The sequence below is a fragment of the Bacillus sp. ms-22 genome (assembly GCF_009759805.1).
Classification (GTDB): Bacteria; Bacillota; Bacilli; order Bacillales; family Bacillaceae; genus Bacillus; species Bacillus xiamenensis.
Window position 1 is genome coordinate 3584109 of record NZ_CP046653.1, and the last position, 26226, is coordinate 3610334.

Genomic DNA, 26226 nt, shown 5'->3' on the forward strand with positions numbered 1-26226 from the left:
ATGCTCAATGCCTCCCAAATTAAAAATAAAGCAGGCATAGGCTTTGATAATCTCATTCAAGAAAATCAAAAGATTGATCACCTTATTAAACATTTAAAACATATTGGCGACGTATTTTTGATAGGTGGGGCTTTAAGAGACTTTGCTTTAAATGAAGTACCTCGCGACATTGATTTAATGATAGATGCCCCTGCAAATCACCTTGCTACCTTATTGGATAACTATTATTACAGAGTGAATCGTTTTGGAGGATTTAATGTTCTAATTGATGATGTTGAATTTGATATTTGGAGTGTTCACAATAATTGGGCATTTGAAAATAATTATTATGAAACTAAATTCAATAACATTACTAAAGGCGCCTTCTTTAATTTTGATGCTATTGCACTAAACTTAAGTGATGGTGCTTTAGATGCTACTAAATTCATTGATGCAGCAAACAAAAAACTACTAGACATTAATTTGCATACTGACTTTATTGATTCTAATCCTAACCCTGAAAAAAATGTATTACGGGCATTACGATTAAAGAAAAAATGGTCATTAAGATTATCACCAACAGCTAAAGAATATTGTCAATGCTGGTATGATAAACAAGACCACCCAATTGACTATATTATGTATTTGGAAGAACAGCACTATGGAAATTCTATTTTAAAGACAACTGATTTTGATTTTTTTCGCAAAATATAAAAGGACGTATCTAAATTAAAAGATACGTCCTTTTATATTATTAATTCTACATGTATATAATATATTATCTATAGTTAATAAAGGTAGGTGATCCCATGCCAAACAAAAAAATACCCAACCGATTAATCGCTGAAAAGTCGCCATACCTTCTTCAACACGCCTATAACCCGGTCAACTGGTACACCTGGTCAGACGAAGCTTTCGAAAAAGCGAAACGCGAAAACAAACCTGTTTTCGTATCGATTGGGTATGGTTAACCAAAGGAACATGCCACTGGTGCCACGTCATGGCACACGAAAGCTTTGAAGATCAACAAGTCGCTGACATCCTAAACGAGCATTTCATTTCAATCAAAGTCGATCGTGAGGAGCGTCCGGACATTGACTCGATGTATATGTCCGTTTGTCAGATGATGACTGGGCAAGGCGGCTGGCCGCTCAACGTGTTTGTCACGCCTGATCAAAAGCCGTTTTATGCGGGGACTTATTTTCCAAAAAGAAGTGCTTACGGCCGTCCCGGCTTCATTGAAGCACTGACGCAATTGCTGGATGCTTATCACAACGACCGAGATCATATTGAATCATTGGCAGAAAAGGCAACAAATAATTTGCGGATCAAGGCAGCAGGGCAGACAGAAAATACGCTCACTCAGGAGTCGATTCACAAAGCCTATTATCAGCTCATGAGCAGCTTTGATACGCTGTATGGCGGCTTCGGTTCTGCGCCTAAATTTCCTGCGCCTCATATGCTCTCGTTTCTCATGCGCTATTTTGAATGGACAGGGCAAGAAAATGCGTTATATGCTGTCACAAAAACGTTAAACGGCATGGCAAACGGCGGTATTTATGATCATATTGGTTCTGGATTTACTCGGTATTCAACCGATGAAAAATGGCTTGTGCCGCATTTTGAAAAGATGCTGTATGATAACGCCTTGCTGATAGATGCCTACACCGAAGCCTATCAAATCACTCAACACCCTGAGTACGAAAAGCTTGTCCAAGACCTCATTCAATTTATCAAACGAGACATGATGAATCGTGATGGCTCTTTTTATTCAGCAATCGATGCCGATTCGGAAGGAAAGGAAGGGCAATATTACGTTTGGACAAAAGAGGAGATCATGACTCATTTAGGTGATGACCTCGGCACTTTATTTTGTGCGGTCTATCACATCACAGAGGAAGGAAATTTTGAAGGACAGAACATCCCTCATACCATTTCCACCTCATTTGATGACATCAAGGCAGCATATTCAATCGACGACAAAACCCTTCATTCCAAACTGCAATCCGCTCGACACATCTTACTCACTGTAAGACAGCAGCGGCCTGCACCGCTGATCGATGACAAGGTACTCACCTCGTGGAATGCGCTGATGATCTCCGCACTTGCCAAAGCAGGGAGTGTCTTTCATGAAAAAGAAGCCATCCGCATGGCGAAGCAGGCGATGTCTTTTCTAGAAACACATCTCGTCCAACAGGGACGGCTCATGGTCCGCTACAGGGAAGGGGACGTAAAGCATCTAGGTTTTATCGAGGATTATGCGCATATGCTCTCAGCCTATATGTCATTATATGAAGCAACCTTTGACCTAAAATGGCTGACAAAAGCCAGAGCCATTGCGGAGAACATGTTTGAGCTGTTTTGGGACAACGAAATAGGGGGCTTTTTCTTCTCTGGGTTAGATGCAGAAGCGCTGATCGTTCGTGAAAAAGAAGTGTACGACGGAGCCATGCCGTCTGGTAACAGCACCGCCCTTCATCAGCTTCTTAAACTGAGCAGAATGACTGGACGGCAAGACTGGCTCGAAGCATTGGAGCAGATGTTCAAAGCCTTTTATGTCGATGTCTCTTCCTACCCAAGCGGACATACCGCCTTTTTACAGGGGCTCTTGAGTCAATATGCGCCGAAACGAGAAATCATCATCCTCGGGAAAAAGGGCGACCCGCAAAAAGAACAGATTCTACAGGCACTGCAAAAACGATTCATGCCATTTGACATCATTTTGACTGCCGAAACAGGGCAGGAACTAGCTCATCTTGCACCTTTTGCAACAGATTACAACACGATCAACGGTAGCACGACGGTCTATATCTGTGAAAACTACAGCTGCCGCCAGCCAATCACCGATATCGACGAAGCGATGGAACAATTATTCCACGATTGAGTTTGTCATGAGATGACTGCGAGAAGACAAAATGAGGACAAACAGATAAAAAACATGTCAATCCGCTAACAATTCGTCTGTACGGTTTTATTTTTCCTCTAAAACGGTTAGAATGCGCACTAGATGTTCTCATACCGAAGGGAGAGAAAATAATTGAAAAAAGTATCATATACACTCATTGCTTGTCTGTTATCAGTGGGGCTTGCAGCCTGCTCATCAAACGATGCGAAACAGGATAAGCAAAACGATTCAGCCAAAAGCAAGGAAACAACACAGGCTGACCAAAAAGAGCAGCAAAAGCAAATGGAAGAGATGCAAAAGAAATTAGACGCACAAAAAATTGATGATCAAAAGGTCGTTGCGACCGTCAACAAAGATAAAATCACAGGAAGTGAATACAATAGCGCCTTATCGACCATTCAAGGTCAGCTTCAGCAGTCAGGACAAGACCCAACATCTAAAGAAGGCGCAAAAGCTGTCAAGAAGCAAACCATTGATGCGCTAGTAGGTCAAGAGCTCATCCTGCAAGATGCTGAGAAGAAGGGCTATAAAGCCTCTGACAAGCAAGTCGATAAGCAGCTAAAAGAAGAAAAGAAACAATTTAAAGACAATGCTCAATTTGAAGAAGCACTCAAAAAGAGCGGACTGACAATGGATCAGCTGAAAAGTGATATTGCCGACAGCATCAAATACAGCCAATATGTCGACAAAGAAATTAAATCAGCCTCTGTGTCTGAAAAAGACGTCAAAGCGTACTATGACCAATACGCCGAACAAATGAAAAAACAAAAACAAAAAGCACCTGATTTCAAAGACGTCAAATCACAAATCAAGAAGCAGTTAGAATCTCAAGAAAAGCAAAAAGAAGTACAAAAAGAAATTGATCAACTAAAGAAATCTGCAAAAATTGATGTATCGATTTAACCACTATTAAAAATCCGCCATTGTGCGGATTTTTTTTCATCACTTCATGAACTGTTCTTCCAAAATAATGACAAAAGCCTCATCATAAACATCTTCTCCATCCGATATGATGGGAGTACAAAAGAAAGCGTTATCAATTCTTTTGTCTCTGAAAAAGTACAAGATCAAAGACAGACCTCGTACTTTTGTTTCAGTCATATCTACAAGAGGAGGATGTTTATGTTCAAATGGTTTAAACCGGCTCCGCATATCGACAGGCTCGATGATGCCAAAACAGACGAAACCTATAAACGGCTGCGTCTGCAAGTCTTTTTGGGAATCTTTATCGGATATGCGGGCTACTATTTGCTGCGCAAAAATTTCGCATTTGCCATCCCTTATCTACAGGAAGAAGGGTTCACGAAAAGTGAACTAGGCTTTGTGCTGGCGGCCGTCTCCATCGCTTATGGCTTCAGTAAATTCATCATGGGCATGATCTCAGACCGCTGTAACCCAAGATACTTCTTAGCCGCCGGACTCTTTCTATCAGCTCTTATCAATATCCTATTTGTCTCGTTTCCATGGGTCACGTCCAGTGTATGGATCATGTTTTTATTCATGTTCTTAAACGGCTGGTTTCAAGGCATGGGATGGCCACCATGCGGACGAACGATGGCGCATTGGTTTTCGGTGAGTGAACGTGGTACGAAAATGTCGATTTGGAACGTTGCTCATAATATTGGCGGAGGTATTCTTGCACCACTCATCACACTAGGAATTGTGCTGTTTGCGACTTGGAAAAGTATCTTTTTCTTCCCTGCCATCATTGCCATTATCGTCTCCTTCGTCATTATTCTTCTCGTACGGGACACACCGCAATCCAATGGTCTTCCGCCAATTGAAGAATACCGAAATGACTATCCGGCTCAACAATATGAGGATCAAGAAAAAGAATTAAAAGTAAAAGAGATTTTATTTAAATATGTACTCAACAATAAGTTCCTTTGGTACATCGCCATTGCCAACGTCTTTGTGTACTTCGTCCGTTACGGTGTCGTAGACTGGGCACCTACCTATTTAACAGAAGCAAAAGGATTCTCACCAGAGCATTCACGCTGGTCTTATTTCCTTTATGAATATGCAGGCATCCCTGGTACATTATTGTGCGGGTGGATTAGTGACCGCTTCTTTAGAAGCCGCCGTGCACCTGCTGGCGTCCTCTTTATGATTGGCGTATTAATTGCGGTTCTTGTGTACTGGTTAAACCCTGCTGGCAATCCAATGGTTGATAATATTGCCCTCATCAGCATCGGCTTTTTGATTTACGGACCCGTCATGCTCATTGGACTGCAAGCCATTGATCTCGCTCCGAAAAAAGCCGCTGGCACCGCTGCCGGACTGACAGGCTTCTTCGGGTATATTGGCGGCTCAGCTTTTGCCAATGCCATGATGGGCGTAGTAGTCGATCACTATGACTGGACAGGGGGCTTCATTTTACTGGTAGGTTCTTGTGTGCTTGCGATTGTTTTCCTCGCCATGACATGGAATACAGGAAAACGTGTAGAGCAAGCTTCATAAAAATCACATAAAAGATTTATATCCACCCAACATGCCCTTTACATCTATTCCTTATGATGAAGGCAGTTACCGTAAAAGGAGGATAAAATATGAAGAAAAGTAGATTACTTGCTTTCGTGTTGCTCTCTTTTGCTTTACTGTCTTTTGCGTGGGTGCCGACCACCATATCAGCACATGAAAATCTTTTATCTCCAGATCGTCTCTTAACCATTGCACACCGCGGAGCATCAGGGTATGCCCCAGAGCATACCCTGGCTTCCTACAAGCTCGCCACAAACATGAATGCAGATTACCTTGAACTCGACCTCCAAATGACAAAGGATGGACATCTCATCGTCATGCACGATGAAACCGTTGACCGGACGACAAACGGAACAGGCTGGGTTAAAGACCTCACCCTTGACGAAATCAAACAGCTGGATGCCGGTTCATGGTTTAACGAAGCCAACCCCGACAAACAAAATGCCCACTTTATTGGACAGCAAGTCCTCACATTAGATGAGGTGTTACACTATTTCGGCAAACAAGAGAATTATTATATTGAAACAAAAAAACCAGACATCTATCCGCAAATGGAAGAAAAGCTATTGGCCGTCTTAAAGAAACATCACCTTCTTGGAAAACACACGAGAAAAGGGCAGGTCATCATCCAATCCTTCAGCGAGGAAAGTCTGCTAAAACTACATAAACTCGCCCCTCGTCTTCCAAAAGTACAACTATTAGACAGAGCCCAAATGACGTCTATTACAGATGATCAGCTCGACTTCATCAAATCATATGCAGTGGGGGTCGGACCGAATTTTAGAGCTTTGACACTTGAAAATGTACAACAGGTCAGAAGCCACGGTCTCCTCCTTCATCCATACACAGTCAATAGCGAGGCAGACATGGTACGCCTTTTGCAATACGGCGTCACGGGGCTTTTCACCAACTTTCCAGATGTCTTTCAGGGTGTAAAAGCTTCACTGTAAATAACAAAAGCCTTGCGGTTCATTCCGCAAGGCTTTGTATTATTTCAATGTTTGTTCAGAAGAAGCACTATCAATTGGTTCTCGTTTGCCGATTCCAAATACATAAAAACTAAGCGCCACTAAAATCAAGAACACAATTCCCACAATCAACGAAATACGTGTATCCTGATTGATGAGCATAAACGCAAGAACCATCAGTAAGAAACCGATTGTGACATAATTAGAAAATGGCGCAAGCGGCATCTTGAACGGATGCTGGTCAAGTGCTGCCCCCTTTGCCTTTCTGAAGCCGATATGACTCATTAGAATCACAAACCAAGGCACCATGCCAGGAAGAACACTCGCACTATACACATAGACGAAAATATTTGGCGGAGATACGTAATTTAGGACCACTCCTACCGCTAAACCGATCAGCACAGCAAATGTCCCAAAATAAGGTACACCGTTCTTTGAAATTTTTGTAAAGAAAGCAGGTGCCTGTCCATTCACACCTAATGTATAAAGCATACGCCCCGCACTGAAAATCCCACTATTACAGCCCGACATCGCTGCTGTAATAACAACAAAGTTAATAATACCTGCTGCCGCCGTAATTCCAATTTTCGCAAACGTCGCCACAAAAGGACTGCCAAGGGTATTCAGCTGATCCCAAGGGTACACGGTCACAATGACAAAGATCGCTCCGATATAGAAAATCAAAATACGCCAGATGATACTTTTGATAGCATTTGTCAGCGTCTTTTGCGGATTTTGCGCCTCACCTGCTGTAATCCCAATCAGCTCTACTCCTTGATAGGCAGCAATCACTAGAGACAATGCAAATAAAAAGCCGCTAAATCCACCTGTAAAGAAACCGCCATGCGCCCAAAGATTAGACAAACCAATCGCTGTTCCACCGTTTCCAAATCCAAAGAAAATAATGCCTAAACCCGCAATGATCATTAAAATAATCGTCACAATCTTGATCATCGCAAACCAGAATTCAAACTCACCGAATGACTTAACCGAAATCAAATTCGCCGCACCTAAAATGATCATAGCGATTAATCCCGGAATCCACGCTGGTAACTCAGGGAACCAATATTTCATATAAGCACCTACGGCGATAATTTCAGACATCCCAACAATGACCCACTGGAACCAGTTACTCCAGGCTGTCATATACCCCGCAAGCGGATGAATATATTGATGCCCAAATGTAGCAAACGATCCCGTACTCGGTTCAAGATATAACATTTCTCCCATCGCACGCATAATAAAAAAGATAAAAATACCACAAACTGCGTACGCTAAAAGAACCGATGGACCTGTCCATTGAATGGCTTTAGCTGACCCCATAAATAAGCCAACACCAATTGTACCGCCAAGTGCGATCATTTGAATATGACGAGCACTTAACCCTCTCTTTAATTCCTTTTGAGCCACTTCTATATTCCCCCTCATCAACAAACAACATAAAAAATAAAAATCAGAATTTTCATTCTGATTCAAAATCTTCAACCTTTCGACGTATATTATCATAATAAATCTACCCTTAAAAAACAATTGTTTTTTTGAGAGAAACACTATTAACAAAATATTCTGACACAAAAAGAAATTCAAATTATTTTATATTGATATACTTAATCGAGGTTTTCATGACCCTCACTTAAAAGAAAATAACCACCTTTTAAACCCTCTCTCCTTTTACAAACCATTCTCATCAGAAAAGCATCTGATCTTTTCTAAAGTCACCAATTTGACAGCTGCGAGCATCACTCCAGACAATTGTCTTAAATTCATACAAGACTTATCGACCCTTTCCCAAAACAGCACATAAGACCTCGCAGCCAAAGCTGTTCATACAAATGTATATAGAACAAAAAAAGACCGCTCACACGGTCTTCTCATCCACATCCTCAATACGAAAACCATCTGCCCATACCGGGCCACGACCGCCAAGCAACCTCCCAAAACGAATGGATTCAGCTGAAATGTTGCCTAGAACACCTTACTTTGATAAATGACAGTAGAAAGTCTCCAAGACATCAGGTAGATCAACATAATCAGCACAGCTGACCCAGTATATAAAATTGGAATCGATACATTCATCACAAAATAAGTGATCGCACTGAAACGCTCCGCTAAATAGGCCACAATCGGCGGCCCTATACCAGATAAAATGATAAAGTCAATGATCACTGCCGTTGATATAGCCGGGCTTCAGAATATAAAACAATGGAAAGGTAAACGCCGCAAACAGTAAAACAGCCCGCTGTGAAGTGCACCCCAAATATTAGACACAGTCTAACATTTGGAGGTGCTTTTCTTTTGGCTAAATTTACAATTGAAGATAAAATCAAAGCGGTAAAACGATACCTTATTGACGGCGAAACCCTGCTTGGAATTGCAAAACAGATTGGCGTGCACAAAAGTATACTTCAATATTGGGTCAGAAAGTATCAATATCATGGCGAAAAAGCTTTTTCAAAGTCATATACAAATTATCCAGTCCAATATAAACTAGACGTACTTGATTATATGAATGAACATGGGACGTCTATCCTGGAAACAGCTGCACTCTTTAATCTGCCTTCTGATACCACGCTTTGGAACTGGAAGCGCATCTTGGAAACACAAGGAGTAGACGCTCTTCAATCTAAGAAAAAGGGGCGTCCATGGACCAGCTAGGCATTAAGAATAAAACACAAGTGAAAACTTGGATGAAATGGTATCACAATGGTGAAACCTATCGGTTTCATCAACCTGTTGGAAAGCAGTATTCATACGGTAAAGGACCTGAATACCAAGACCTACGGTTTGCAGTGTCGTGTGAAAATGAAAAAGCGTAAGCAAACCGATCAATCTGATTACATCGCAGAAAATCACTTGAAACGAGATTTTTCTGCGACAAAGCCACTTGAAAAACTGGTGACAGATAAAAAAAGAGATGCTCCCGTCGTCCCACCATTAAGAGGAAAGAGCAAGCTTAAGCTGGAATTTTACTATTGTAGCTTGAGATCGATTCATGGCATCTTCATATTTTCTCCATTGTGTTTCATTCGCCATCTGCTGATAGGCAATACCTAATATAGCTTCTTCCATCATGGTTTGACCAATATTGATTTCCATAGCCTTATGAGCAATCTTCCTTTCTTCTTCTTTTACTGGATGATTTGTTGAAGCATGAATTAATAATTTGTCTAAGTTCCAAAGACTTGTTTGAACTTATTGCAATCATTAAAGAAAAGAAAGCAAATTTAGAATCTCTAAAAGATAGCTCGCTTGATTTATCGAATAAAAGCCCTTATAACGATTTTTCACTCACTGTCATGGCTGGTGTAAATCGATTGGATTGAGATTACTCACATATCACGTTCAGCGCTTTACAAAGAAATCAAAAATACTTTTAAACTATCAAGATATACGTAATAAATCTTCTTCTATAAATATTTCTATATTTTTCATTGGAATTATCTATAAACATTGAAAATTCTAACGAGTTAGAATACAATATATTTGGGATTTATAGAAAAAAATTCCTTCAAACAAAATAATGGAAAGCTGCTTGGTAATTATGAACTCTTATGTAATTAGTAAGGAAAATCTTGTTAACAAATCGTTTATCTTCACTCTTAGTAATGAGGAACGGGACTTTTTATTTAACGAATTAAATCAGATTCAGTACGATCCAACAGGAAATACAGATTACATAACAGAAGTTCGAATGATAGCAATGCGAGCTCTTCCGAAAGGAATTGTAAGATTTCTCAATCAACAGAAAACCTCATTGAAACCAGCTCCATATATTATTTTCGAAAATCTTCCAACAGATAAAGAAGTTAGATTCACACCAGATTCTCAAGATATCCCCCTAGAGGCTAAGTCTGGATTTATAAGTGAAAACCTCATAATTGCGATTGGATCACTAATTGGAGAACCTTATTCCATGTTTCATGAAGGCCAAAATATTGTTAATAACTTAATACCAAGCCTAAAAGCAAAAAAAGAATATACAGGACTTGGCTCTGAGTTTGAGTTGGATTTTCATATTGAAAATGCTGCATTAAAGTTTATGGGAACTAATAATTTTTCACCATCCGGATTACTTCTTACAGGTGTAAATAACGATCCAAAAAAGCCTCTTACACGTTTGTCTGACGCACGGCAAGCATTAAGACTCTTGTCCGAGCAAGATATTGAACAATTAAGTCAGCCTCTTTATCGAATTAAAGTCCCGTATCGCTGGAGGGTTTCAACGCCGGTCGAATTACAAGAGACAAGTCCTTCACCAATTATAAAAGGAACAATTGATTTACCAGAGGTTACAGCTGCATTTTATCCAGATATGGTAGCACCTGTTAATAACTTGGCAGCTACATCATTAGAAAATTTTAGAAATGCGATTCGCAAAGTTTCATTTGGTATTGATGTTATTCCAGGTCGTCTGGTGTATATTAATAATCGATTTACATTTCATTCAAGAGATGCCTTCAAACCTACTTTGGATAAATCAGGTAACCCAGTTCGGTGGTTGCAGCGGATTTTTATAGCACCTGATTTATGGAATCATCGTACTCTAGAACCTGTTAAAGATCGAGTCTTTAAACTTGCTTTAAATCACTAGCGAGTGTGAAAACGCCATAGAATGACCCAATTTTGATTCTATGGCGTTTTCTTTTTCTATTTTAGAGGTACGTTTTCAGTTTTTTTTGAGTTTAAAATTTATTCTTTCTTTCGGATAAATTAAGCCATATGCCCCCTATTGATATAAACAATATTAATAGGAAGAACGGTAGTTTATATCCATTAAAATAGTCCACTGATAAGCCAAATAGGGAGGGTGCTAGCACAATAAAAATTTGATTTAAAGTTAAGCCAAAGCTTACAGTTAACCCAATAAACTCTTTATCTGCTTTTTCAGACATTAGCACAATAAATAAACTGTACCATCCCACTCCTAAAAAACCTAAAATGAAACAAATTATATAAATTCCCCATAGTGGAAGATGATTTAAAAAATAGACTAGAACCATTAAAATAATGACAGTTAATAATATTGTAAGTTGTAATGGCTTACTCCTATTTCCATTAAACAAATTGTCACTAATCCATGCTAACATTATCCTTCCAATTGCACCACCAATTAAAACAACACTTAACAACGTTCCAGAAATATTTAATGATATATGTAAAGTATTGCTTAGATAACTCATCAGGTGAGCTAATATTATTAATTGTAAAGAAATCATACCCATTCCAATAAAAAATACTGGATAAAGACTCGATTTTGCTTTGATCTTATTCATTTTCTCCAAAAAACGATAATTCTGTTGTCTTTGCACAGTCATTCCATGATCTTTGTAGAAAATTGAAAAGATGATACCACCTGCAATTGCTACAATAGCTTGTGTTAATTTAGCTGAAGATAAACCATAATTATAAAAGAAAAAAGGGAGAGATGTTGAAGCTAAAGCACCACCAAGTGGTATTCCAGTTTGACGAATCCCCATTGCAAGTCCTCTGTTTTTATTTTTAGGGAACCAATTGATAATTGCGCTGCTCCCCCCTGGTTGAGCCGTCCCATACCAAACCCCGACAAAAGCAAGAACAATCAAAAGGTATACATATTCATTAATAGGAAGTGTTATTAACATGGTAAGCCCTAATAAAATTGATCCTATTCCTACAACCCAACGCTCACCGTATTTATCCATTATGTTACCAAATATTAGCATAGAGAATATAGGACCAATATTTACAGCTGATACAATTAAACCTGTTTGAAATTGTGATAAGTTATATATTTCTTGACAAAATGTTGCTAAAGGACCTACTCCGTAATTTACAAATGTTGCACACGTTTGTGAAAAGGTAGCTATTATGAGTATAATCCATCTATAGCTCGCCTTTTCATGATTAGCTTTAATTTGTGACATGTATCCCACCTCTCTTTTTATTCTAAATATGTAAACTTTATGTCATTATCTCAAAAATAAAAAGAAGTTTGAATGAAATTTTTAAATTTTCTATCCGATTTAAAATATACTGGATGGATGTTATATAACGGTGACCTGTATAAGTGTCAGAGAAATTCATAAAATTCAATCGTCACCCTAGCAGGAATAGTTCTTAGATTCAATTAAGTTGAACCCTTATTGATACATATTTATTTTTTCCAATACTCATGATTAGTAAAAATTAATTATGAGTATTCCTAAAAGAAGTCATGGGAGATTACAGTCTGAAAGTGCTCTATTCTCAATCATAAACTCATTACCTGTTCATGTTTTAAGAAAATGCTTTATCTCCAATACACCCATTTTCCCATAAGCCATTCCACAGGCCCTCTTCTCCACTTTTTCAAATAGAGATAGCTGACGAACAGCTGTGCTGTGTAAAGTCCGACAGCAAGCAGCAGACCAAATATGGAACCGATTTGTCCAAATAAACCAAGTCCGTAAGAATAGAAAATCGTTGTACAAATAACCGATTGCGCTAAATAGTTTGATAAAGACAACCGGCCAAGTCCTGCAAGCAGACGTTTCAATCCTTGAGCAGCCTTCGAATAGTAAAAAACAATAAAGGCTTGAATATAACCGATCGTCAGGACATAAGCCCCCAGCGTAATCACCATTTCACTCCAAGGGGCATCAATGAACGTCGCACATTTTAAGGCGAGCCCGATCACAATCATCCCAACCCAGCCTTTACGATAAGCCATGCCTCGATCTTCTTCTGTCAAATGACCTTTTTTCCCAATGGCCATGCCAAGCAGTGCAAATGGACCAACCATCATCGTACCGAAAAGAAACCCTAGTATCGGCATAAGCGTAATGGACACGATCGCCAGAATTATGGTCACAATCATCATATCGTCTTCAACCGTAATCCGGCTCAACAAGATATCTCCATATGCACCCTTCGCATATACATCGGTTAAAAAATCATCATTCCCATAAACAAGGTTCATCAAGTACGGCACAACCACTAATGACAATGCCCCTAACACACCCGACCAAATAAGCATTGTTTTGATCCGGCTGCTCAAAAACATCATCAAGAAAAACGTACAAGCTCCATAATAAAGAAGAATGTCACCATTCCAAATAAATATGTAATGTAGCATCCCAAGCACAATAAGACCAAAACCGCGGCGGACGACAATAGCATTCGTATTCAGCCCCTTGGCCTTTGTAGATTCAATCAGCTTGATAAAAGAATACCCAAACAAAAAGGAAAAGATCGGATAAAACGATCCCTGGAACAAAATCTCCGTCACATATACCCCGAATTCCTGCCCCCACATGCTCGGATCAAACATCTTCTCAAAATCATAATCATATTGAAAATTAAGCATATTCACAATCAAAATACCTAATAAACTAAAACCACGTAAACTATCAATGAACTCCACCCTAGATCCCTTCAACACGACAGCTCCTTAAACATATAACAAATTTGAGACATACCTGTATATTTTACCAAATTATTTTGAAATACGTATATATATTTCTAATAAAAAAGTAATCTATCATCCCATCAGTGAATCCACCCTATATTATGGTTCAATTTCCCCCTATTTTATCTCACCTTGATGAACACAACGCTCATTCAAGGAAAAAGCCGAGTGTCCCTTACATTTTATCTCTAAATAGCACAATATATCTGCTTATTATTTCAATTATTATATAAATTTTACATTTTATTATGGATATTCCCTTCATTGACATGGGATATTTCATGATATACACTTTGGGTGGATTTAGGAATCACTTTCCTAATCTATCAAATTCTAGAGGGGGAATATCATGATGAACACTCAACATTTATGTGATATCGTCAGACACCACGCCACTCATACACCGCATCATACAGCTTTAGCGTGCATCCATCAGAACATGACATATGCTGAACTTGAGGAACAAAGTAACCAGTTAGCTCATTATCTGATCAGCATGGGTGTAACGAAAGCATCTCATATCGGCCTAGCCTTAGAAAGATCACCGCAATTGATTGTCTCTATTCTGGCTATTACCAAAATAGGAGCCGTTTATGTGCCTATAGACATGCAATACCCTAGTGAACGTATTCAATTTATGATGGAAGATGCCGAACTATCCTTTTTACTCACAACATCACATGACACTCCAAGCCTGGCTTCCTTGCATATTCCTACGATCTACTTAGATAAAGAAAAACGCCACATCCTTACGCAGCCATCGTCCAATCCGGCCATTGATATCAAACCTTCTGATCCCGCATACATCATGTATACCTCTGGCACAACAGGCAAACCAAAAGGTGTTGTCATTACACATAGATGTATTATGCACCTAACACATCAGCCTTCATTTCTACCCATTGATTCTTCTGATACGTTGGCATTACTGTCTACCATCTCTTTTGATTCCTCTACATTTGAAATATGGTGCGCTTTATTAAATGGAGCGACACTCGCTATTCCTCATTCTGGAAAGCTGACACCTGAACTCGTCAGTCAAACCATTAAAGACTTTGATGTATCGATTCTTTTTTTAACAACTGGATTGTTCAACTTGATGATGGAGTCACACCTGAACGAGCTCAAATCAGTGAAATACATCGTATCTGGTGGAGATGTCATGTCTCCTCACGTCGTTTCTCAAGCATTAAAAAACATCCCAAATACAACCATTATTAATGGCTATGGACCGACAGAAAACACCATTTTCACAACAACCTTTCAACTGCCCAACACATGGGATGACCAAGTCAGTATACCGATTGGCAGGCCTGTAGCAGGAACCATTATAGACATCACAAATGAACAAGGTGAATCTGTCCCACAAGGACAAATAGGGGAACTTATCACTTCAGGAAATGGGTTAGCACTAGGGTACTGGCGGAGAGAAAACCTGACAAAAGAACGTTTCATCGAACGGGATGGAAGAACCTATTACAAAACAGGGGATCTTGTTCGACAACAACCAGATGGTCTCATTGAATATATTGGCAGAATGGATGACCAAGTCAAAATGAGAGGCTTCCGTATTGAGCTTAGCGAAATTGAACATGTGCTGATCCAGCATCCAAGTGTCAAATCCTGTTTGGTAACAGCCTCCGAGGTGACACCTGGTGATAAACGCATCATTGCATACATCATTCCGTCCAATAAAAAGACATGGGATCTAACTACCATTCAATCTTATGCAAAGCAAACATTCCCTGATTTCATGCGTCCTGCCCATTATGTTCTTTTGACAGATTTCCCTATGACCACAAATGGGAAAGTAGATCGAACGGCACTACCAAAACACCATTTCGAACGGCCAAACCTGCAAACTGAATATGTCGCACCAACCAATCAAACCGAAGAAGCACTCTGTGAAATATGGACAGACCTATTAAAGGTAGAGCCCATTGGCACAAACGATCACTTCTTCGACTTAGGAGGAAACTCCATCCTTGCAGCCAAAACCTTAATGCGTATGCAGGAAACATTACACGTTGAACTACCTGCCAGCACCCTTTATGAATATCCCACCATCAAGCAAATGAATTGTATGCTACAAGAGCAAACACCTAAGACGAAACAACAGCTCAAATCAGAAGGCTTTTTAAATGAAAAAATTCAACCGAAACAACCCTTCCAATCTAGTTCATTTCAACAGAATGCCGTCTTATTAACAGGAGCAACCGGCTTTCTAGGTGCTTATCTCATTAAAGAGCTTGTTCAGATGAATCCCTCTATTCAAATCTATTGTGTCGTCAGAGCAAGAGACAAGCAGCACGCACTTCAGAGAATACAAGTCAATATGGAGAAATATCATCTTTGGAATGACCATTATTTAAAACAACTAAAGCCGATTGTAGGTTACTTGGACAAGCCTCAACTAGGCCTATCAACAGCTGAATTTCAACAGCTCGCCCAAACCATTGATGCCATCTATCATAATGGAGCAAAAGTCAATTACGTTCAGCCCTATCACATGCACAAGGATACAAATGTCACCGGCACAGAAAATATCATCAAACTCGCCTGCACAGAACAGGTAAAGCCTGTTCATTTCCTATCGACCATTGCCATATTCGGACCTGCCGGGTATCTAGATGGCACAGCCGTTCTGTTTGAAGATACACCCATCGATGCTTATCTTCCTATTGTGGAAAAGGACATTGGGTACTCTCAAAGCAAATGGGTGGCAGAAAAAATCATGTGGGAAGCAAAAAAACGCGGCGTGCCGATCACAGTCCTTCGCCCCGGCTTCATCATGGGCGACAGCCAAACAGGCGTTCATAATACAGAGGATTACATGGCTAGACTGATCAAAGGATGCATCCAGCTAAAGGCGTACGGTGAGCTGCCGAATCAACGAAAAGAATTCGTACCCGTCGACTTTGTCTCAAAAGCCATTACAACCATATGCAAAGATCCAGCCAACTTCGGCAAAGCCTATCACCTCGTCCCGCCTCAAGAAGAAAGCATGGAATTAGGTGAATTTTTCCAAAAAATCACAGACAAAATAGGCTATCCATTAGAAAAGAAAGCCTATGACGATTGGGTAGAAGCACTCATTAAGGTAAGCAGCCAACACGCTAGCAACGCCCTTACGCCATTTCTACCAATGCTCACTGAAAAGGTAGAACAAAACAAAACAGTCTGGGAATTATACGAAAACATGGCGCACTTTGACTCAACCAATACTCAAACAGTTCTGCAAGCACATGGAATCATCTATCCCCAGATGGATGATCAATTAATCAAACGCTATTTCAAGTATATGGAGGACATTGGATTTCTAGAGAAAATAGATTCCAACACTGCTCTGAGGCAGTAAAAGCATTCCCATACAACCTTGTGTTTAAGATAAAGGATTGGATGTTGAATCCAATCTTTTATTCATTCCACTTAAACTCATGGCTTATGATCTTTTTCCGCTTTCCAAAGCACACGCCTCACATAAAACAAAATCCCCAATCCGAACAAAATCAACGACAGCTCCCAGTCTGCTGAAATCGGCAGCCATTTCAGCATCATGAGAATCAGCAAAACCGCTCCAACACCTGCATAAAAGATACCCATTACGCTCTCCTCCACCATACCCCTAATCAAGGTTGTTTTTCTAGTTTTTTCAATAATTTTTCCCAGCCGGTATCTCCCATTTTTCGATCGATTAATTGTCCCTCTTTATCTATGAGGCAAAAGCTTGGCAATCCTTGAATCTTATATGTTGTGACAATCTCATAATCTTGATCCAACACAATGGGAGCTGTCAGATTCTTTTCCTCTGCATATTCTGAAACAACCTCTATCGATTTTTCTTCTTCCGTATATGGCACATGGACACAGGTTAAATGGATACCCAGCTGATCCACACTATATAGAATATGCTCGGTTAATTCTTCACAATGAGGACAATTGACTGACCAAAAATAAAGAAGGTGATTCAGTCCTTCAGATAAACACCGCTGATCTGAAGGATGAATCCAAGGAAGATGCTCTGGCCATTTGAGGATTTGCGTTTCCATTATTCATCCCCCTTTTCTTTTAATTGAAAAGCGATGATTTTTCCTAATGCTTCCTCTGCGGCAAAAGGGGCCACATTCCCTGATGGATTCTCTTGTTCCTGTTTTAGGCACTCATACATATTTTTTTCGATTTTTGATGGGTCAATCCAAGAGATACACCACGATGCCCAAAAACAAGTAGGACCCTCATAGCGTTTTGCCAAAGGCAGAAGAAATGGCAAACTAGGCTGACCAATTCTCATGAGTGAGATCGCAGCCGCCATTCTTGTCTCCTCTTCTTCACTTTCTAACAGTTTGGCAAGAGCTTCTGCTGCATCCCCTGCATCTGCTCCAAATTCACCAAGAACCGCTGCTGCAATGTTCCGTAAAGAACCCTCTTCTTTTAAAGCTTCAACAAGCACCGGCACTGCCTCTTTTCCAGATCTCCTCAATTCTCCCATCGCTTGAACGATTGTTACTTCATTGGTATTGACCAAACGCTGAACCGATTGGGATAGCTTATCTTCTGGCTTCATGACAATCAACTCCTCTTTTTAATGAGTCCCACGGCATCGATAACAAATGACATAGCATACAAATCCTGCAAATAAACATGTCATCGCTGTAAACCATCCATCAGTGAACAAATGAATACCAACGATGACCACAGCACTTATGACAGATCCGATGAGCAATGATCGATAATAGATGCCCAAAGAAAGACTCGCTTCTCGTCTCAAAGGCTGCGTAAAGGCAAAGAGCCGTATGGTCAAAAACCAAATATAAACCCCTACCCCATAAATGGCCCAATACAATACATCATGAATCTCTAACAAGATAAGAGAAATCAAGTAGACACCATACAACCAAAAGGTTTGAAACACTTCCAATAGAAGAATCTTTTGATATAAAGCACCCGGAAAAAGATACAGTACTCCCGTTTGCCCGTGTCTTACAATCCCAGCGTAATATGAACTGAGCAGGACAGATGCACCAATGACCAGAAAGAATAGATTCAACCAATCTGAAAAATAAGACATGACGACATAGTAAGTACCTATCAACAGCATGGTAGATAACAGATGGAAGGTAATATACTTTTTGATCATCAATAATTCTAGCCAAAGGAAAGCCCAGATGCCCGTTAATGAAGGAAGTCCCCACCAAGTCTTGCTTTTCTTTGGGCTTATTGGATGTGAATGAACCTCTTTCCCCTCAAATTCCTCCCAAAATGCTGCCTCTTTGACTAACGACTCCATCATCTCTATACGATGAGTCGACCTGTACATCATCATGAAAGATAGAATCATCACTCCAAGCAAGAGCCATACAGAAAGGAATGAAAACTCCTCTATCCTGCGCCCGACTTGAAACATAAAAGAAGCAGATATCTCCATAAGATACGACTGTTTCAATATCAATTGATTCAGAATGAGTAATGCAAGACAGCCAAACATCAGTATAAAACCAATGAAGAGCACCCGCTTATATACTTGAATGGTTCTTGCACAAGATACCGCAATCATCCATGTTTCGACCATACATAACAGTCCTGTCAACAGGAGTGATTTGCCAAGTAGAAAAAAGTACTGCTGCGTCAAACAAAGAAGAAGAATATCAGCCATCACAGCAGAAACAATGAGAAAAGCACATCGCCAAAGAATGTGATATACCCATACACTCATTACAACCGTCCATAAGGAAGCACCATTTCCATACAACCACATGATATCGTTCATCTGACTAGGCAGCCGATTCGAGAACAAGCCAAAGCCAGTATAAAGAACAAATAAAACGACAATGATCCATCCAGCGGTACTTGCATTCCAATCGCCTATACTTGAGACTGCGCTCAGCTGAAAACCAATGGCAGCAATCATAAGCAGCAAGATCAGAAAGGGCATTTTCTTTTCTTGATGTTTACTGATTAAGCGTCTTTGGGATTTCATCCATAAAAGGGAGAGCGTGTTATTCACTAGACCACTCCCCTAGAAGTTGAATGACTTCTTCCCGCCACTTCATCTGTTCTTCCTGCCGCTTAGGAACAGCGATACTTTTCATGATGGCACCGTCTCGAATCAATATCACCCTGCTAGCCGTATCAAGAACAAACTCCAGACTATGAGTGGACACAAAGACCGAACCACCTTGACGGCTCTTTTGTATCAGCCAATCTGACAGCCATTGTTTTGAAGGGATATCTAACCCTACAGTCGGTTCATCTAAAATAAAAAGGGAGGCATCTTGCACAATGGCCCCTGCTAAGACAACACGCTGTTTTTGGCCTCTTGAAAGCCTTCCGCACAGTTCGTTCATCTTCATTTCCATATGTACTTCTTTCAACGCTTCATATACCTTTTCTTTGATCTGTTTTAAACCTTTATGATAGCCCCTTGCACGGAATTGAATATGTTCAGCAACCGTTAATTCTGGATACAAATATGGCTGATCAGGAATAAGAGCTACTTGTTTTTGGACATAGGAATGACCAGGAGGAAAACCCTCTATGAGAATCTCCCCTTGATCAGGTTGATAGAGACCCGTTAAACATCGAATGGTTGTCGTCTTCCCAGCACCATTAGGCCCAAGCAGCGCCACAACCTCCCCTGCTTCAATGGAAAATGAAAGACCCTCTATCCCGTCACCATTGCTATATCGTTTGCTTACATTCTGAACCTCCATGAATGGCATCAAATCTCTCCCTTTTATTAGAGTGATGTATGCTAATCTATGGTGTTTTTACGATGGAATGTAAATGTAATTAGACCCACTCATCATTTACCCTGATATTACCATATAGAGAATAACAAGGTAAGAGGATTGAGGTAATATATTAAACTTAAAAGATAACAAAACAAAAAAAGATTGGGCATCATTCATCCCCAACCTTTTATCTATTTAATAAACATTCCATTAAACCGAATCATCAACCGAGTCCATATCCCGACATGCCCACGCATCCACCTCTACCTTTAAAGCAGGAGAAGCCAAAGCCACCACATAAACCATCGTCATACAAGGCAGATGATCCCCTAAAAACTGACCAATGATTCGTTTTCTGCTCTCTGCATCAAAATCACCTACTATATAAAAAACAAGCTTCGTTATATCTTCCACTTTCATTTCTGCCGCTTCTACATTGCGTTTTACATTCTCTAACGCTAGTTTGAGCTGCTCCATTGGGTTCGCTGGGATGGTTCCATCGACTTCCATCCCCACTTGCCCTGATAAAGTTAACCACCGCTGCGGCCCTGTTGTTTCTATTTGATGGATGTACGGTGCAACTGGCGCATGAATGGTCTCAGGATTACGTGATATTTTCATTAATCAAACCCCTTTTCTGAAAATACAATCAATTTACACTTATCATACCAAACTTTCTGCCCACCCTATCTGTTTATGCTCCGATCGAAGCGAAATAAAAAAGGCCTTTCTTCAACAGAAAGACCACTTTAAAATGATGCACCGCTCCGATGCTCAATTTGATGAATCCAATTCAAATCCGCTTCTAAATGGAGCAGCGTGCCAGAAATCAATAAGTACCTGTTCTCATCGCCTTGAACGAGACATTCCGTTTTCAGCTTCGTGAGTTCCATCACATCTTTCATGATGACGGCTTTCTGCTGCTGAAGCATTTCTTTTTCCTGATGCAATCTGATTTTCCGTGCACAGCCACATTTAAAATGAAAATCATCCTTTGCAGCATGATACGGAACAGGCTCCAATAGCCATGATTCCAAGTGAAGATGCGTTCATTTGGATTGCTTGTGATGCTTATGATGAACCTAGCAAAATCTTTTCCATCGTCTTTCCTTTCGCTAACTCATCAATCAGCTTATCTAGATACCGAATGTTTTTCATCGTTTCTTCCTCAATGTCCTCTACCCGAACACCACAGATGACTCCTTTAATTAAGTTACGTGAAGGATGCAGCTCTGGAGCCTCAGCAAAAAAGGTTTCAACGTCTATCTGTTTGTCCAACTGTTGCTCTAACTCTTCTGGACTGTACCCCGTTAACCAACAAATAATCCTATCAACTTCAGCCTTCGTTCGTTCCTTTCTCTCTGCCTTTGCGACATAGAGAGGATAGACTTTTGCAAAGCTCATTGTGTAAATTTTAGGTTTGATCATGTGTCATTCTCTCTTTCTTGGTAAAATAATGACCTTGTATTGCTTCAGCAAGGTGAGACTCTCTCATGGATAGAATGCCTTATTCCCTTTATTTTCAATCCAGTTCGGCATTCTATCTTTAATGAACATAGCACATTATATTCAATGTGAAATTATAATTATCAATACAACTTATAAACGATGATATAAACTTTTGATATTTCGCCTTTTATTTCTCTCCTCTTTTTTGAAAGCTCTATATTTAAGAAATTGAACGATACAAAATCCAAGGAATACACAAATTGGTCCTTCAATCGTTGCAGGACCGCCAATCAACAAATAAGAACTAATAAACAATGCGATATAAACAATTAAGAAAAAAGCAATTCCCCATTTTTCCTTTTTTAAGTATCGAATAAAAATGACATCTCCCCCTTGAAAACGATCAATATTTTGTAAAGAAAGCTTGAAATAATGTACCCTTAAATCAAAAATCAGCTTACTATCAAATCTATCAGTTTCTAGTTCTTTTAACACAAAAATACCCCTTTAGACAATGATATCTAAAGGGGTATCAAAAATCCGATTTTATTTAAATCCTACTCCACCGTCACACTCTTCGCAAGGTTACGTGGTTTATCCACATCACACCCACGGTGAAGGGCTGCGTAGTATGCGATCAGCTGCAATGGGACAACAGATGCAAGTGGTGCAAGTGCTGGGTGTACAGCTGGAAGGACGAAACGGTCGCCTTCGTCTTCTAGGCCTTTTAGTGAGATGACACATGGGTTTGCCCCACGTGCAACGACTTCTTTGACGTTACCGCGAATGCTGAGGTTCACGTGCTCTTGCGTGGCAAGGGCAATGACCGGTGTGCCTTCTTCAATTAAAGCAATGGTGCCGTGTTTCAGTTCTCCACCAGCAAAGCCTTCTGCTTGGATGTAAGAGATCTCTTTTAGTTTGAGTGAACCTTCAAGGCACACATAGTAATCAAGTCCTCTTCCGATAAAGAATGCGTTACGTGTCACTGTGAAGAAGTCACGAGCGATTTGTTCCATTTCATCCTTTTGATCGACTAGGGCTTCCATTGCGTTTGCTACAATCCCAAGCTCTTTCACAAGATCAAAGTCAAGAGATTGACCATTTAATTCAGCTGCAACGGATGCAAGGATCGCAAGAACAGCGATTTGTGCTGTGTAAGCTTTTGTTGAAGCCACTGCGATTTCTGGTCCTGCATGAAGAAGCAATGTGAAGTCTGCTTCACGAGAAAGCGTAGATCCTGGTACGTTTGTGATCGTTAATGCTTTATGACCAAGTTCTTTGACTTGAACAAGTACAGCACGGCTGTCCGCAGTCTCCCCAGATTGAGAAAGGAAGATGAACAACGGTTTTTTCGATAGAAGCGGCATGTTGTAAGAGAATTCACTTGCTACATGAACTTCTACAGGTACTTTTGCCCAGTCTTCAATATATTGTTTACCAACAAGTCCTGCATGGTAGCTCGTTCCGCAAGCCACAATATAGATGCGGTCTGCTTCTGCTACTGCGCTTGCGATATCGCCAGCGACTGACAGTTTGCCGTTTTCGTCTTGATATTCTTGGATGATTTTGCGCATGACAAGCGGCTGTTCATCCGTTTCTTTTAACATGTAGTGAGGATATGTGCCTTTCTCAATGTCGCTTGCATCCAGCTCAGCGATATAAGAAGGACGTGTCATAATATCACCATCAAGGTTTTTGATGATCACCTCGTCTTTTGTGACAATGACCATTTCTTTATCCATTAATTCCGCATATTCGTTTGTTACTTGAAGCATCGCCATTGCGTCAGAAGCCACAACGTTGAAATCTTCGCCGAAACCAACCAATAACGGGCTTTTGTTTTTCGCCACATAGATTGTTTCTTTGTTTTCGTTATCGAAAAGGGCAATTGCGTATGAGCCTTTTAGTTGAAGAAGCGTTTGACGGAAAGCTTCCTCTGTATCAAGACCTCTATTCACAAATTGTTCGATAACTTGAACAACAACCTCTGTATCTGTGTCGCTTTTTAGTGTGACGTCTTGTAAATATTCGCGTGTCAATTGTACATAGTTCTCGATGACACCGTTATGAACAAGCGTAAAACGGCCAGAAGCACTTTGATGCGGATGCGCATTTAGATGGCTTGGTACACCGTGTGTTGCCCAGCGTGTATGTCCGATTCCTGCTGAAGATGCCACGTTTGCATCAACGACTTCACGAAGCTCAGCGATACGTCCTTTTTCTTTGAACACATGCACGCCTTCTTCGTTCGCTACAGCGATACCTGCTGAGTCATACCCGCGGTACTCAAGCTTCTCTAAACCTTTTAATAAGATTTCCTTCGCATCATTCTGACCAATATAACCTACGATTCCACACATAAATATTCTTCCTCCCGATCATGTGAAAGGAACAAAGAAAGCCTACTAAAATAGAAGGGACATTTCTTCGTCCCTCTCTACATGTTTATTTTGGGAGATCATGTGTATTCCCTTTGTACAAAGAGTCACCTCTTTGCTTTAAAGAAACACTTACGGCTGTGATCTCTATTTTTGAACAGCCGGGAGGCATCCGCCGAAAATTCGATAACCTCCATCCTCGTCAACTAAGCATCTGTCGTTCGATCGCTTAGTTCGGGCGCTATAATTATAAGAGTGGCTGAACATCTACCCTGCCTTTCCTGCTAGAATAAAAATCCAGTAACACAAGGATGATTGTACTATAAGGTCTGACCTCCGTCAATCACAATGTAGCAGGTGATCCCCTTCATTTTAGAAGGTGAGACCTCCATACACTATATGCGATGAGGCTTGTCACGTTCTACCTTTGATGTGCTCTCTTATGTATGAAAGCAAGCAGCAAGTTGCCCTCGCTTATATCATTCGTAAAGAGCCCTCCTCTTATGACGTTTATTCAAAAAAAAGCAAACCGCAGCTTTGCGATTTGCTTCAACCTATTACTCAATACCCATTTCTTCTTTGACAACAGCCGTAATGCGAGCCACGTATTCATCACACAGCTCTTTTGTCTTCGCCTCTGCCATGACACGTACAAGCGGCTCTGTTCCTGATGGACGAACAAGGATGCGGCCGTCACCGTTCATCTCTTTTTCAACCTCTTGAATCACAGCTTTCACTTTCTCATTTTCTTCCACTTTATACTTATCAGATACCTTCACATTCACTAGAAGCTGCGGGAACTTTTCCATTTCAGCCGCAAGCTCTGATAATGTTTTTCCTGTTGCTTTTAGTGTATTCACCAGCATGATCGCAGAAAGCATGCCATCACCTGTCGTATTATAATCAAGGAAAATCAAATGGCCTGATTGCTCGCCTCCGACATTATAGCCATCCTTTTTCATCGCCTCGACCACATAGCGGTCACCAACAGCGGTTTGAATGCTCTTAATGCCTTGCTTCTCAAGCGCTTTATAGAAACCAAGGTTACTCATGACCGTTGACACGACCGTGTCATCCTTCAATCGGCCTTCACCCTTTAGATAACGTGCACATATGTACATAATTTGATCGCCGTCTACAATATCACCTTTTTCATCGACTGCAATTAAGCGGTCACCATCACCATCAAACGCAAGACCAATATCCGCTCCTTTTTCTTTCACAAAAGCAGAAAGAGCCTCTGGGTGAGTAGAACCTACGCCATCGTTGATATTCAATCCATTCGGTGATGTCCCCATTGTTGACACATCTGCATCTAAATCCGCAAATAAATGTGTCGCAAGAGAAGATGTTGCACCGTGTGCACAGTCAAGCGCTACGTGAATGCCTGTGAAATCCTCATCCGCTGTCTGCTTCAAGAATTGCAAGTATTTCTGACCGCCTTCAAAGTAGTCATTCACCGTTCCAAGATCGGCTCCAACTGGACGTGGTAATTGATCGACTGGCTGATCCATTAGCTGCTCAATTTCATTTTCCTGTTCATCTGACAGCTTAAAGCCGTCACCGCCGAAAAATTTAATTCCGTTGTCTTGAACTGGGTTGTGAGAAGCTGAAATCATGACACCTGCTTCTGCATCCATTGCCTTCGTTAAATAAGACACACCAGGTGTTGAGATCACACCTAAACGCATGACTTCAGCCCCAATTGAAAGTAAGCCGGCTACGAGTGCTCCTTCTAACATATGACCAGATACACGCGTGTCTCGTCCAACGAGTACCTTTGGACGTTCTTTATCCTTCGTGAGCACATAGCCGCCAAATCTCCCAATTTTAAATGCGAGCTCTGGCGTTAATTCGCTATTAGCCACACCCCTTACACCATCAGTTCCAAAGTACTTGCCCATGTCTC

21 protein-coding genes and 5 pseudogenes are annotated in these 26226 nt (G+C 40.5%); 11 read left to right on the forward strand and 15 right to left on the reverse strand.

Going from position 1 to position 26226, the window contains the following annotated elements; all coding sequences use genetic code 11:
- From GPA07_RS18340 to GPA07_RS18365, 6 genes and pseudogenes are all read left to right on the forward strand, one after another.
- A complete protein-coding gene (locus GPA07_RS18340; protein WP_008359346.1) occupies positions 1-693 on the forward strand; it encodes a nucleotidyltransferase family protein in 693 nt (230 codons plus the stop codon).
- Positions 694-788: 95 nt separating this feature from the next.
- A pseudogene (locus GPA07_RS19040) lies at positions 789-970 on the forward strand (DUF255 domain-containing protein); the annotation flags it as partial.
- A 9-nt stretch (positions 971-979) separates the two neighbouring features.
- Positions 980-2863: a thioredoxin domain-containing protein gene (locus tag GPA07_RS19045; protein ID WP_157293119.1), complete on the forward strand. Its 1884-nt coding sequence runs from the start codon at positions 980-982 to the stop codon at positions 2861-2863.
- 153 nt (positions 2864-3016) lie between these two features.
- Positions 3017-3787, forward strand: a complete 771-nt coding sequence (locus GPA07_RS18355; protein WP_008359353.1) for a SurA N-terminal domain-containing protein — start codon at positions 3017-3019, stop codon at positions 3785-3787.
- A gap of 219 nt (positions 3788-4006) precedes the next feature.
- Positions 4007-5344, forward strand: coding sequence for a glycerol-3-phosphate transporter (gene glpT, locus GPA07_RS18360; RefSeq protein WP_008359357.1), 1338 nt, complete (start codon positions 4007-4009; stop codon positions 5342-5344).
- 89 nt (positions 5345-5433) lie between these two features.
- On the forward strand, positions 5434-6315 hold the full coding sequence (locus tag GPA07_RS18365; RefSeq protein ID WP_008359359.1) for a glycerophosphodiester phosphodiesterase: 882 nt from the start codon (positions 5434-5436) through the stop codon (positions 6313-6315).
- 39 nt (positions 6316-6354) lie between these two features.
- Here the strand turns inward: GPA07_RS18365 and GPA07_RS18370 are convergent, their stop codons facing one another.
- A complete protein-coding gene (locus tag GPA07_RS18370) occupies positions 6355-7743 on the reverse strand; it encodes an amino acid permease (protein ID WP_008359361.1) in 1389 nt (462 codons plus the stop codon).
- Between the two features lie 885 nt (positions 7744-8628).
- Here GPA07_RS18370 and GPA07_RS18375 point away from each other — a divergent pair.
- Both GPA07_RS18375 and GPA07_RS18380 read left to right on the forward strand, forming a co-directional pair.
- A pseudogene (locus GPA07_RS18375) lies at positions 8629-8976 on the forward strand (transposase); the annotation flags it as partial.
- Entirely contained in the window at positions 8976-9149 is a 174-nt protein-coding gene (locus GPA07_RS18380) for a hypothetical protein (protein WP_442859338.1), read from the forward strand. The pseudogene GPA07_RS18375 and the gene GPA07_RS18380, both read left to right, overlap by 1 nt.
- A gap of 118 nt (positions 9150-9267) precedes the next feature.
- Here the strand turns inward: GPA07_RS18380 and GPA07_RS18385 are convergent, their stop codons facing one another.
- Entirely contained in the window at positions 9268-9429 is a 162-nt protein-coding gene (locus GPA07_RS18385) for a hypothetical protein (RefSeq protein ID WP_155887873.1), read from the reverse strand.
- A 445-nt stretch (positions 9430-9874) separates the two neighbouring features.
- Between GPA07_RS18385 and GPA07_RS18390 the strand changes: the two genes are divergently transcribed.
- Positions 9875-10924, forward strand: a complete 1050-nt coding sequence (locus GPA07_RS18390) for a Fe(II)-2OG oxygenase family protein (protein WP_232532083.1) — start codon at positions 9875-9877, stop codon at positions 10922-10924.
- A gap of 91 nt (positions 10925-11015) precedes the next feature.
- Here GPA07_RS18390 and GPA07_RS18395 read toward each other — a convergent pair whose 3' ends face one another.
- Both GPA07_RS18395 and GPA07_RS18400 read right to left on the reverse strand, forming a co-directional pair.
- Entirely contained in the window at positions 11016-12236 is a 1221-nt protein-coding gene (locus GPA07_RS18395; RefSeq protein ID WP_008360553.1) for an MFS transporter, read from the reverse strand.
- Positions 12237-12601: 365 nt separating this feature from the next.
- Entirely contained in the window at positions 12602-13729 is a 1128-nt protein-coding gene (locus GPA07_RS18400; RefSeq protein WP_157293121.1) for a DUF418 domain-containing protein, read from the reverse strand.
- Between the two features lie 469 nt (positions 13730-14198).
- Between GPA07_RS18400 and GPA07_RS19185 the strand changes: the two are divergent.
- Both GPA07_RS19185 and GPA07_RS19190 read left to right on the forward strand, forming a co-directional pair.
- Positions 14199-15332: pseudogene (locus GPA07_RS19185) on the forward strand (amino acid adenylation domain-containing protein); the annotation flags it as partial.
- A 69-nt stretch (positions 15333-15401) separates the two neighbouring features.
- Positions 15402-17117 (forward strand): annotated as a pseudogene (locus GPA07_RS19190) (thioester reductase domain-containing protein); the annotation flags it as partial.
- A 77-nt stretch (positions 17118-17194) separates the two neighbouring features.
- On the opposite strand, the gene GPA07_RS18410 reads toward GPA07_RS19190, so the two are convergent.
- The 11 genes and pseudogenes from GPA07_RS18410 to glmM all read right to left on the reverse strand — a co-directional run bounded on the left by GPA07_RS18410 (position 17195) and on the right by glmM (position 26221).
- Positions 17195-17362: a hypothetical protein gene (locus GPA07_RS18410; protein WP_008360560.1), complete on the reverse strand. Its 168-nt coding sequence runs from the start codon at positions 17360-17362 to the stop codon at positions 17195-17197.
- 26 nt (positions 17363-17388) lie between these two features.
- Positions 17389-17808, reverse strand: coding sequence for a TlpA family protein disulfide reductase (locus tag GPA07_RS18415; protein WP_008360563.1), 420 nt, complete (start codon positions 17806-17808; stop codon positions 17389-17391).
- The gene (locus GPA07_RS18420; RefSeq protein ID WP_071168208.1) at positions 17808-18323 is read right to left on the reverse strand and encodes a HEAT repeat domain-containing protein; all 516 of its coding nucleotides are present in this window, start codon (positions 18321-18323) and stop codon (positions 17808-17810) included. Before GPA07_RS18420 ends, GPA07_RS18415 begins: the two co-directional genes overlap by 1 nt.
- Positions 18324-18341: 18 nt before the next feature.
- Positions 18342-19763, reverse strand: coding sequence for a sporulation killing factor system integral membrane protein (skfF, locus tag GPA07_RS18425; RefSeq protein WP_157293122.1), 1422 nt, complete (start codon positions 19761-19763; stop codon positions 18342-18344).
- Entirely contained in the window at positions 19756-20478 is a 723-nt protein-coding gene (locus GPA07_RS18430) for an ABC transporter ATP-binding protein (RefSeq protein WP_071168210.1), read from the reverse strand. Before GPA07_RS18430 ends, skfF begins: the two co-directional genes overlap by 8 nt.
- Positions 20479-20700: 222 nt before the next feature.
- Entirely contained in the window at positions 20701-21111 is a 411-nt protein-coding gene (locus GPA07_RS18435) for a RidA family protein (protein WP_008360572.1), read from the reverse strand.
- Positions 21112-21239: 128 nt separating this feature from the next.
- Positions 21240-21527 (reverse strand): annotated as a pseudogene (locus GPA07_RS18440) (PadR family transcriptional regulator); the annotation flags it as partial.
- 34 nt (positions 21528-21561) lie between these two features.
- The gene (locus tag GPA07_RS18445) at positions 21562-21918 is read right to left on the reverse strand and encodes a DUF2200 domain-containing protein (protein ID WP_008360577.1); all 357 of its coding nucleotides are present in this window, start codon (positions 21916-21918) and stop codon (positions 21562-21564) included.
- A 171-nt stretch (positions 21919-22089) separates the two neighbouring features.
- Positions 22090-22434 (reverse strand): hypothetical protein, encoded by a 345-nt coding sequence (locus tag GPA07_RS18450; RefSeq protein ID WP_008360580.1) that lies wholly within the window; start codon positions 22432-22434, stop codon positions 22090-22092.
- 62 nt (positions 22435-22496) lie between these two features.
- A complete protein-coding gene (glmS, locus tag GPA07_RS18455; RefSeq protein WP_008360582.1) occupies positions 22497-24299 on the reverse strand; it encodes a glutamine--fructose-6-phosphate transaminase (isomerizing) in 1803 nt (600 codons plus the stop codon).
- Between the two features lie 575 nt (positions 24300-24874).
- On the reverse strand, positions 24875-26221 hold the full coding sequence (glmM, locus tag GPA07_RS18460; RefSeq protein WP_008360584.1) for a phosphoglucosamine mutase: 1347 nt from the start codon (positions 26219-26221) through the stop codon (positions 24875-24877).
- Positions 26222-26226 lie beyond the last annotated feature (5 nt).

What these genes read in the sequence shown, in the direction of transcription:
- GPA07_RS18340 (WP_008359346.1), top strand. Translation starts at nt 1, where the DNA reads ATGCTCAATGCCTCCCAAATTAAAAATAAAGCAGGCATAGGCTTTGAT.
- GPA07_RS19045 (WP_157293119.1), top strand. Translation starts at nt 980, where the DNA reads ATGGCACACGAAAGCTTTGAAGATCAACAAGTCGCTGACATCCTAAAC.
- glpT (WP_008359357.1), top strand. Translation starts at nt 4,007, where the DNA reads ATGTTCAAATGGTTTAAACCGGCTCCGCATATCGACAGGCTCGATGAT.
- GPA07_RS18365 (WP_008359359.1), top strand. Translation starts at nt 5,434, where the DNA reads ATGAAGAAAAGTAGATTACTTGCTTTCGTGTTGCTCTCTTTTGCTTTA.
- GPA07_RS18380 (WP_442859338.1), top strand. Translation starts at nt 8,976, where the DNA reads ATGGACCAGCTAGGCATTAAGAATAAAACACAAGTGAAAACTTGGATG.
- GPA07_RS18385 (WP_155887873.1), bottom strand. Translation starts at nt 9,429, where the DNA reads ATGGAAATCAATATTGGTCAAACCATGATGGAAGAAGCTATATTAGGT.
- GPA07_RS18390 (WP_232532083.1), top strand. Translation starts at nt 9,875, where the DNA reads ATGAACTCTTATGTAATTAGTAAGGAAAATCTTGTTAACAAATCGTTT.
- GPA07_RS18395 (WP_008360553.1), bottom strand. Translation starts at nt 12,236, where the DNA reads ATGTCACAAATTAAAGCTAATCATGAAAAGGCGAGCTATAGATGGATT.
- GPA07_RS18410 (WP_008360560.1), bottom strand. Translation starts at nt 17,362, where the DNA reads ATGGGTATCTTTTATGCAGGTGTTGGAGCGGTTTTGCTGATTCTCATG.
- GPA07_RS18415 (WP_008360563.1), bottom strand. Translation starts at nt 17,808, where the DNA reads ATGGAAACGCAAATCCTCAAATGGCCAGAGCATCTTCCTTGGATTCAT.
- GPA07_RS18420 (WP_071168208.1), bottom strand. Translation starts at nt 18,323, where the DNA reads ATGAAGCCAGAAGATAAGCTATCCCAATCGGTTCAGCGTTTGGTCAAT.
- GPA07_RS18430 (WP_071168210.1), bottom strand. Translation starts at nt 20,478, where the DNA reads ATGCCATTCATGGAGGTTCAGAATGTAAGCAAACGATATAGCAATGGT.
- GPA07_RS18435 (WP_008360572.1), bottom strand. Translation starts at nt 21,111, where the DNA reads ATGAAAATATCACGTAATCCTGAGACCATTCATGCGCCAGTTGCACCG.
- GPA07_RS18445 (WP_008360577.1), bottom strand. Translation starts at nt 21,918, where the DNA reads ATGATCAAACCTAAAATTTACACAATGAGCTTTGCAAAAGTCTATCCT.
- glmS (WP_008360582.1), bottom strand. Translation starts at nt 24,299, where the DNA reads ATGTGTGGAATCGTAGGTTATATTGGTCAGAATGATGCGAAGGAAATC.
- glmM (WP_008360584.1), bottom strand. Translation starts at nt 26,221, where the DNA reads ATGGGCAAGTACTTTGGAACTGATGGTGTAAGGGGTGTGGCTAATAGC.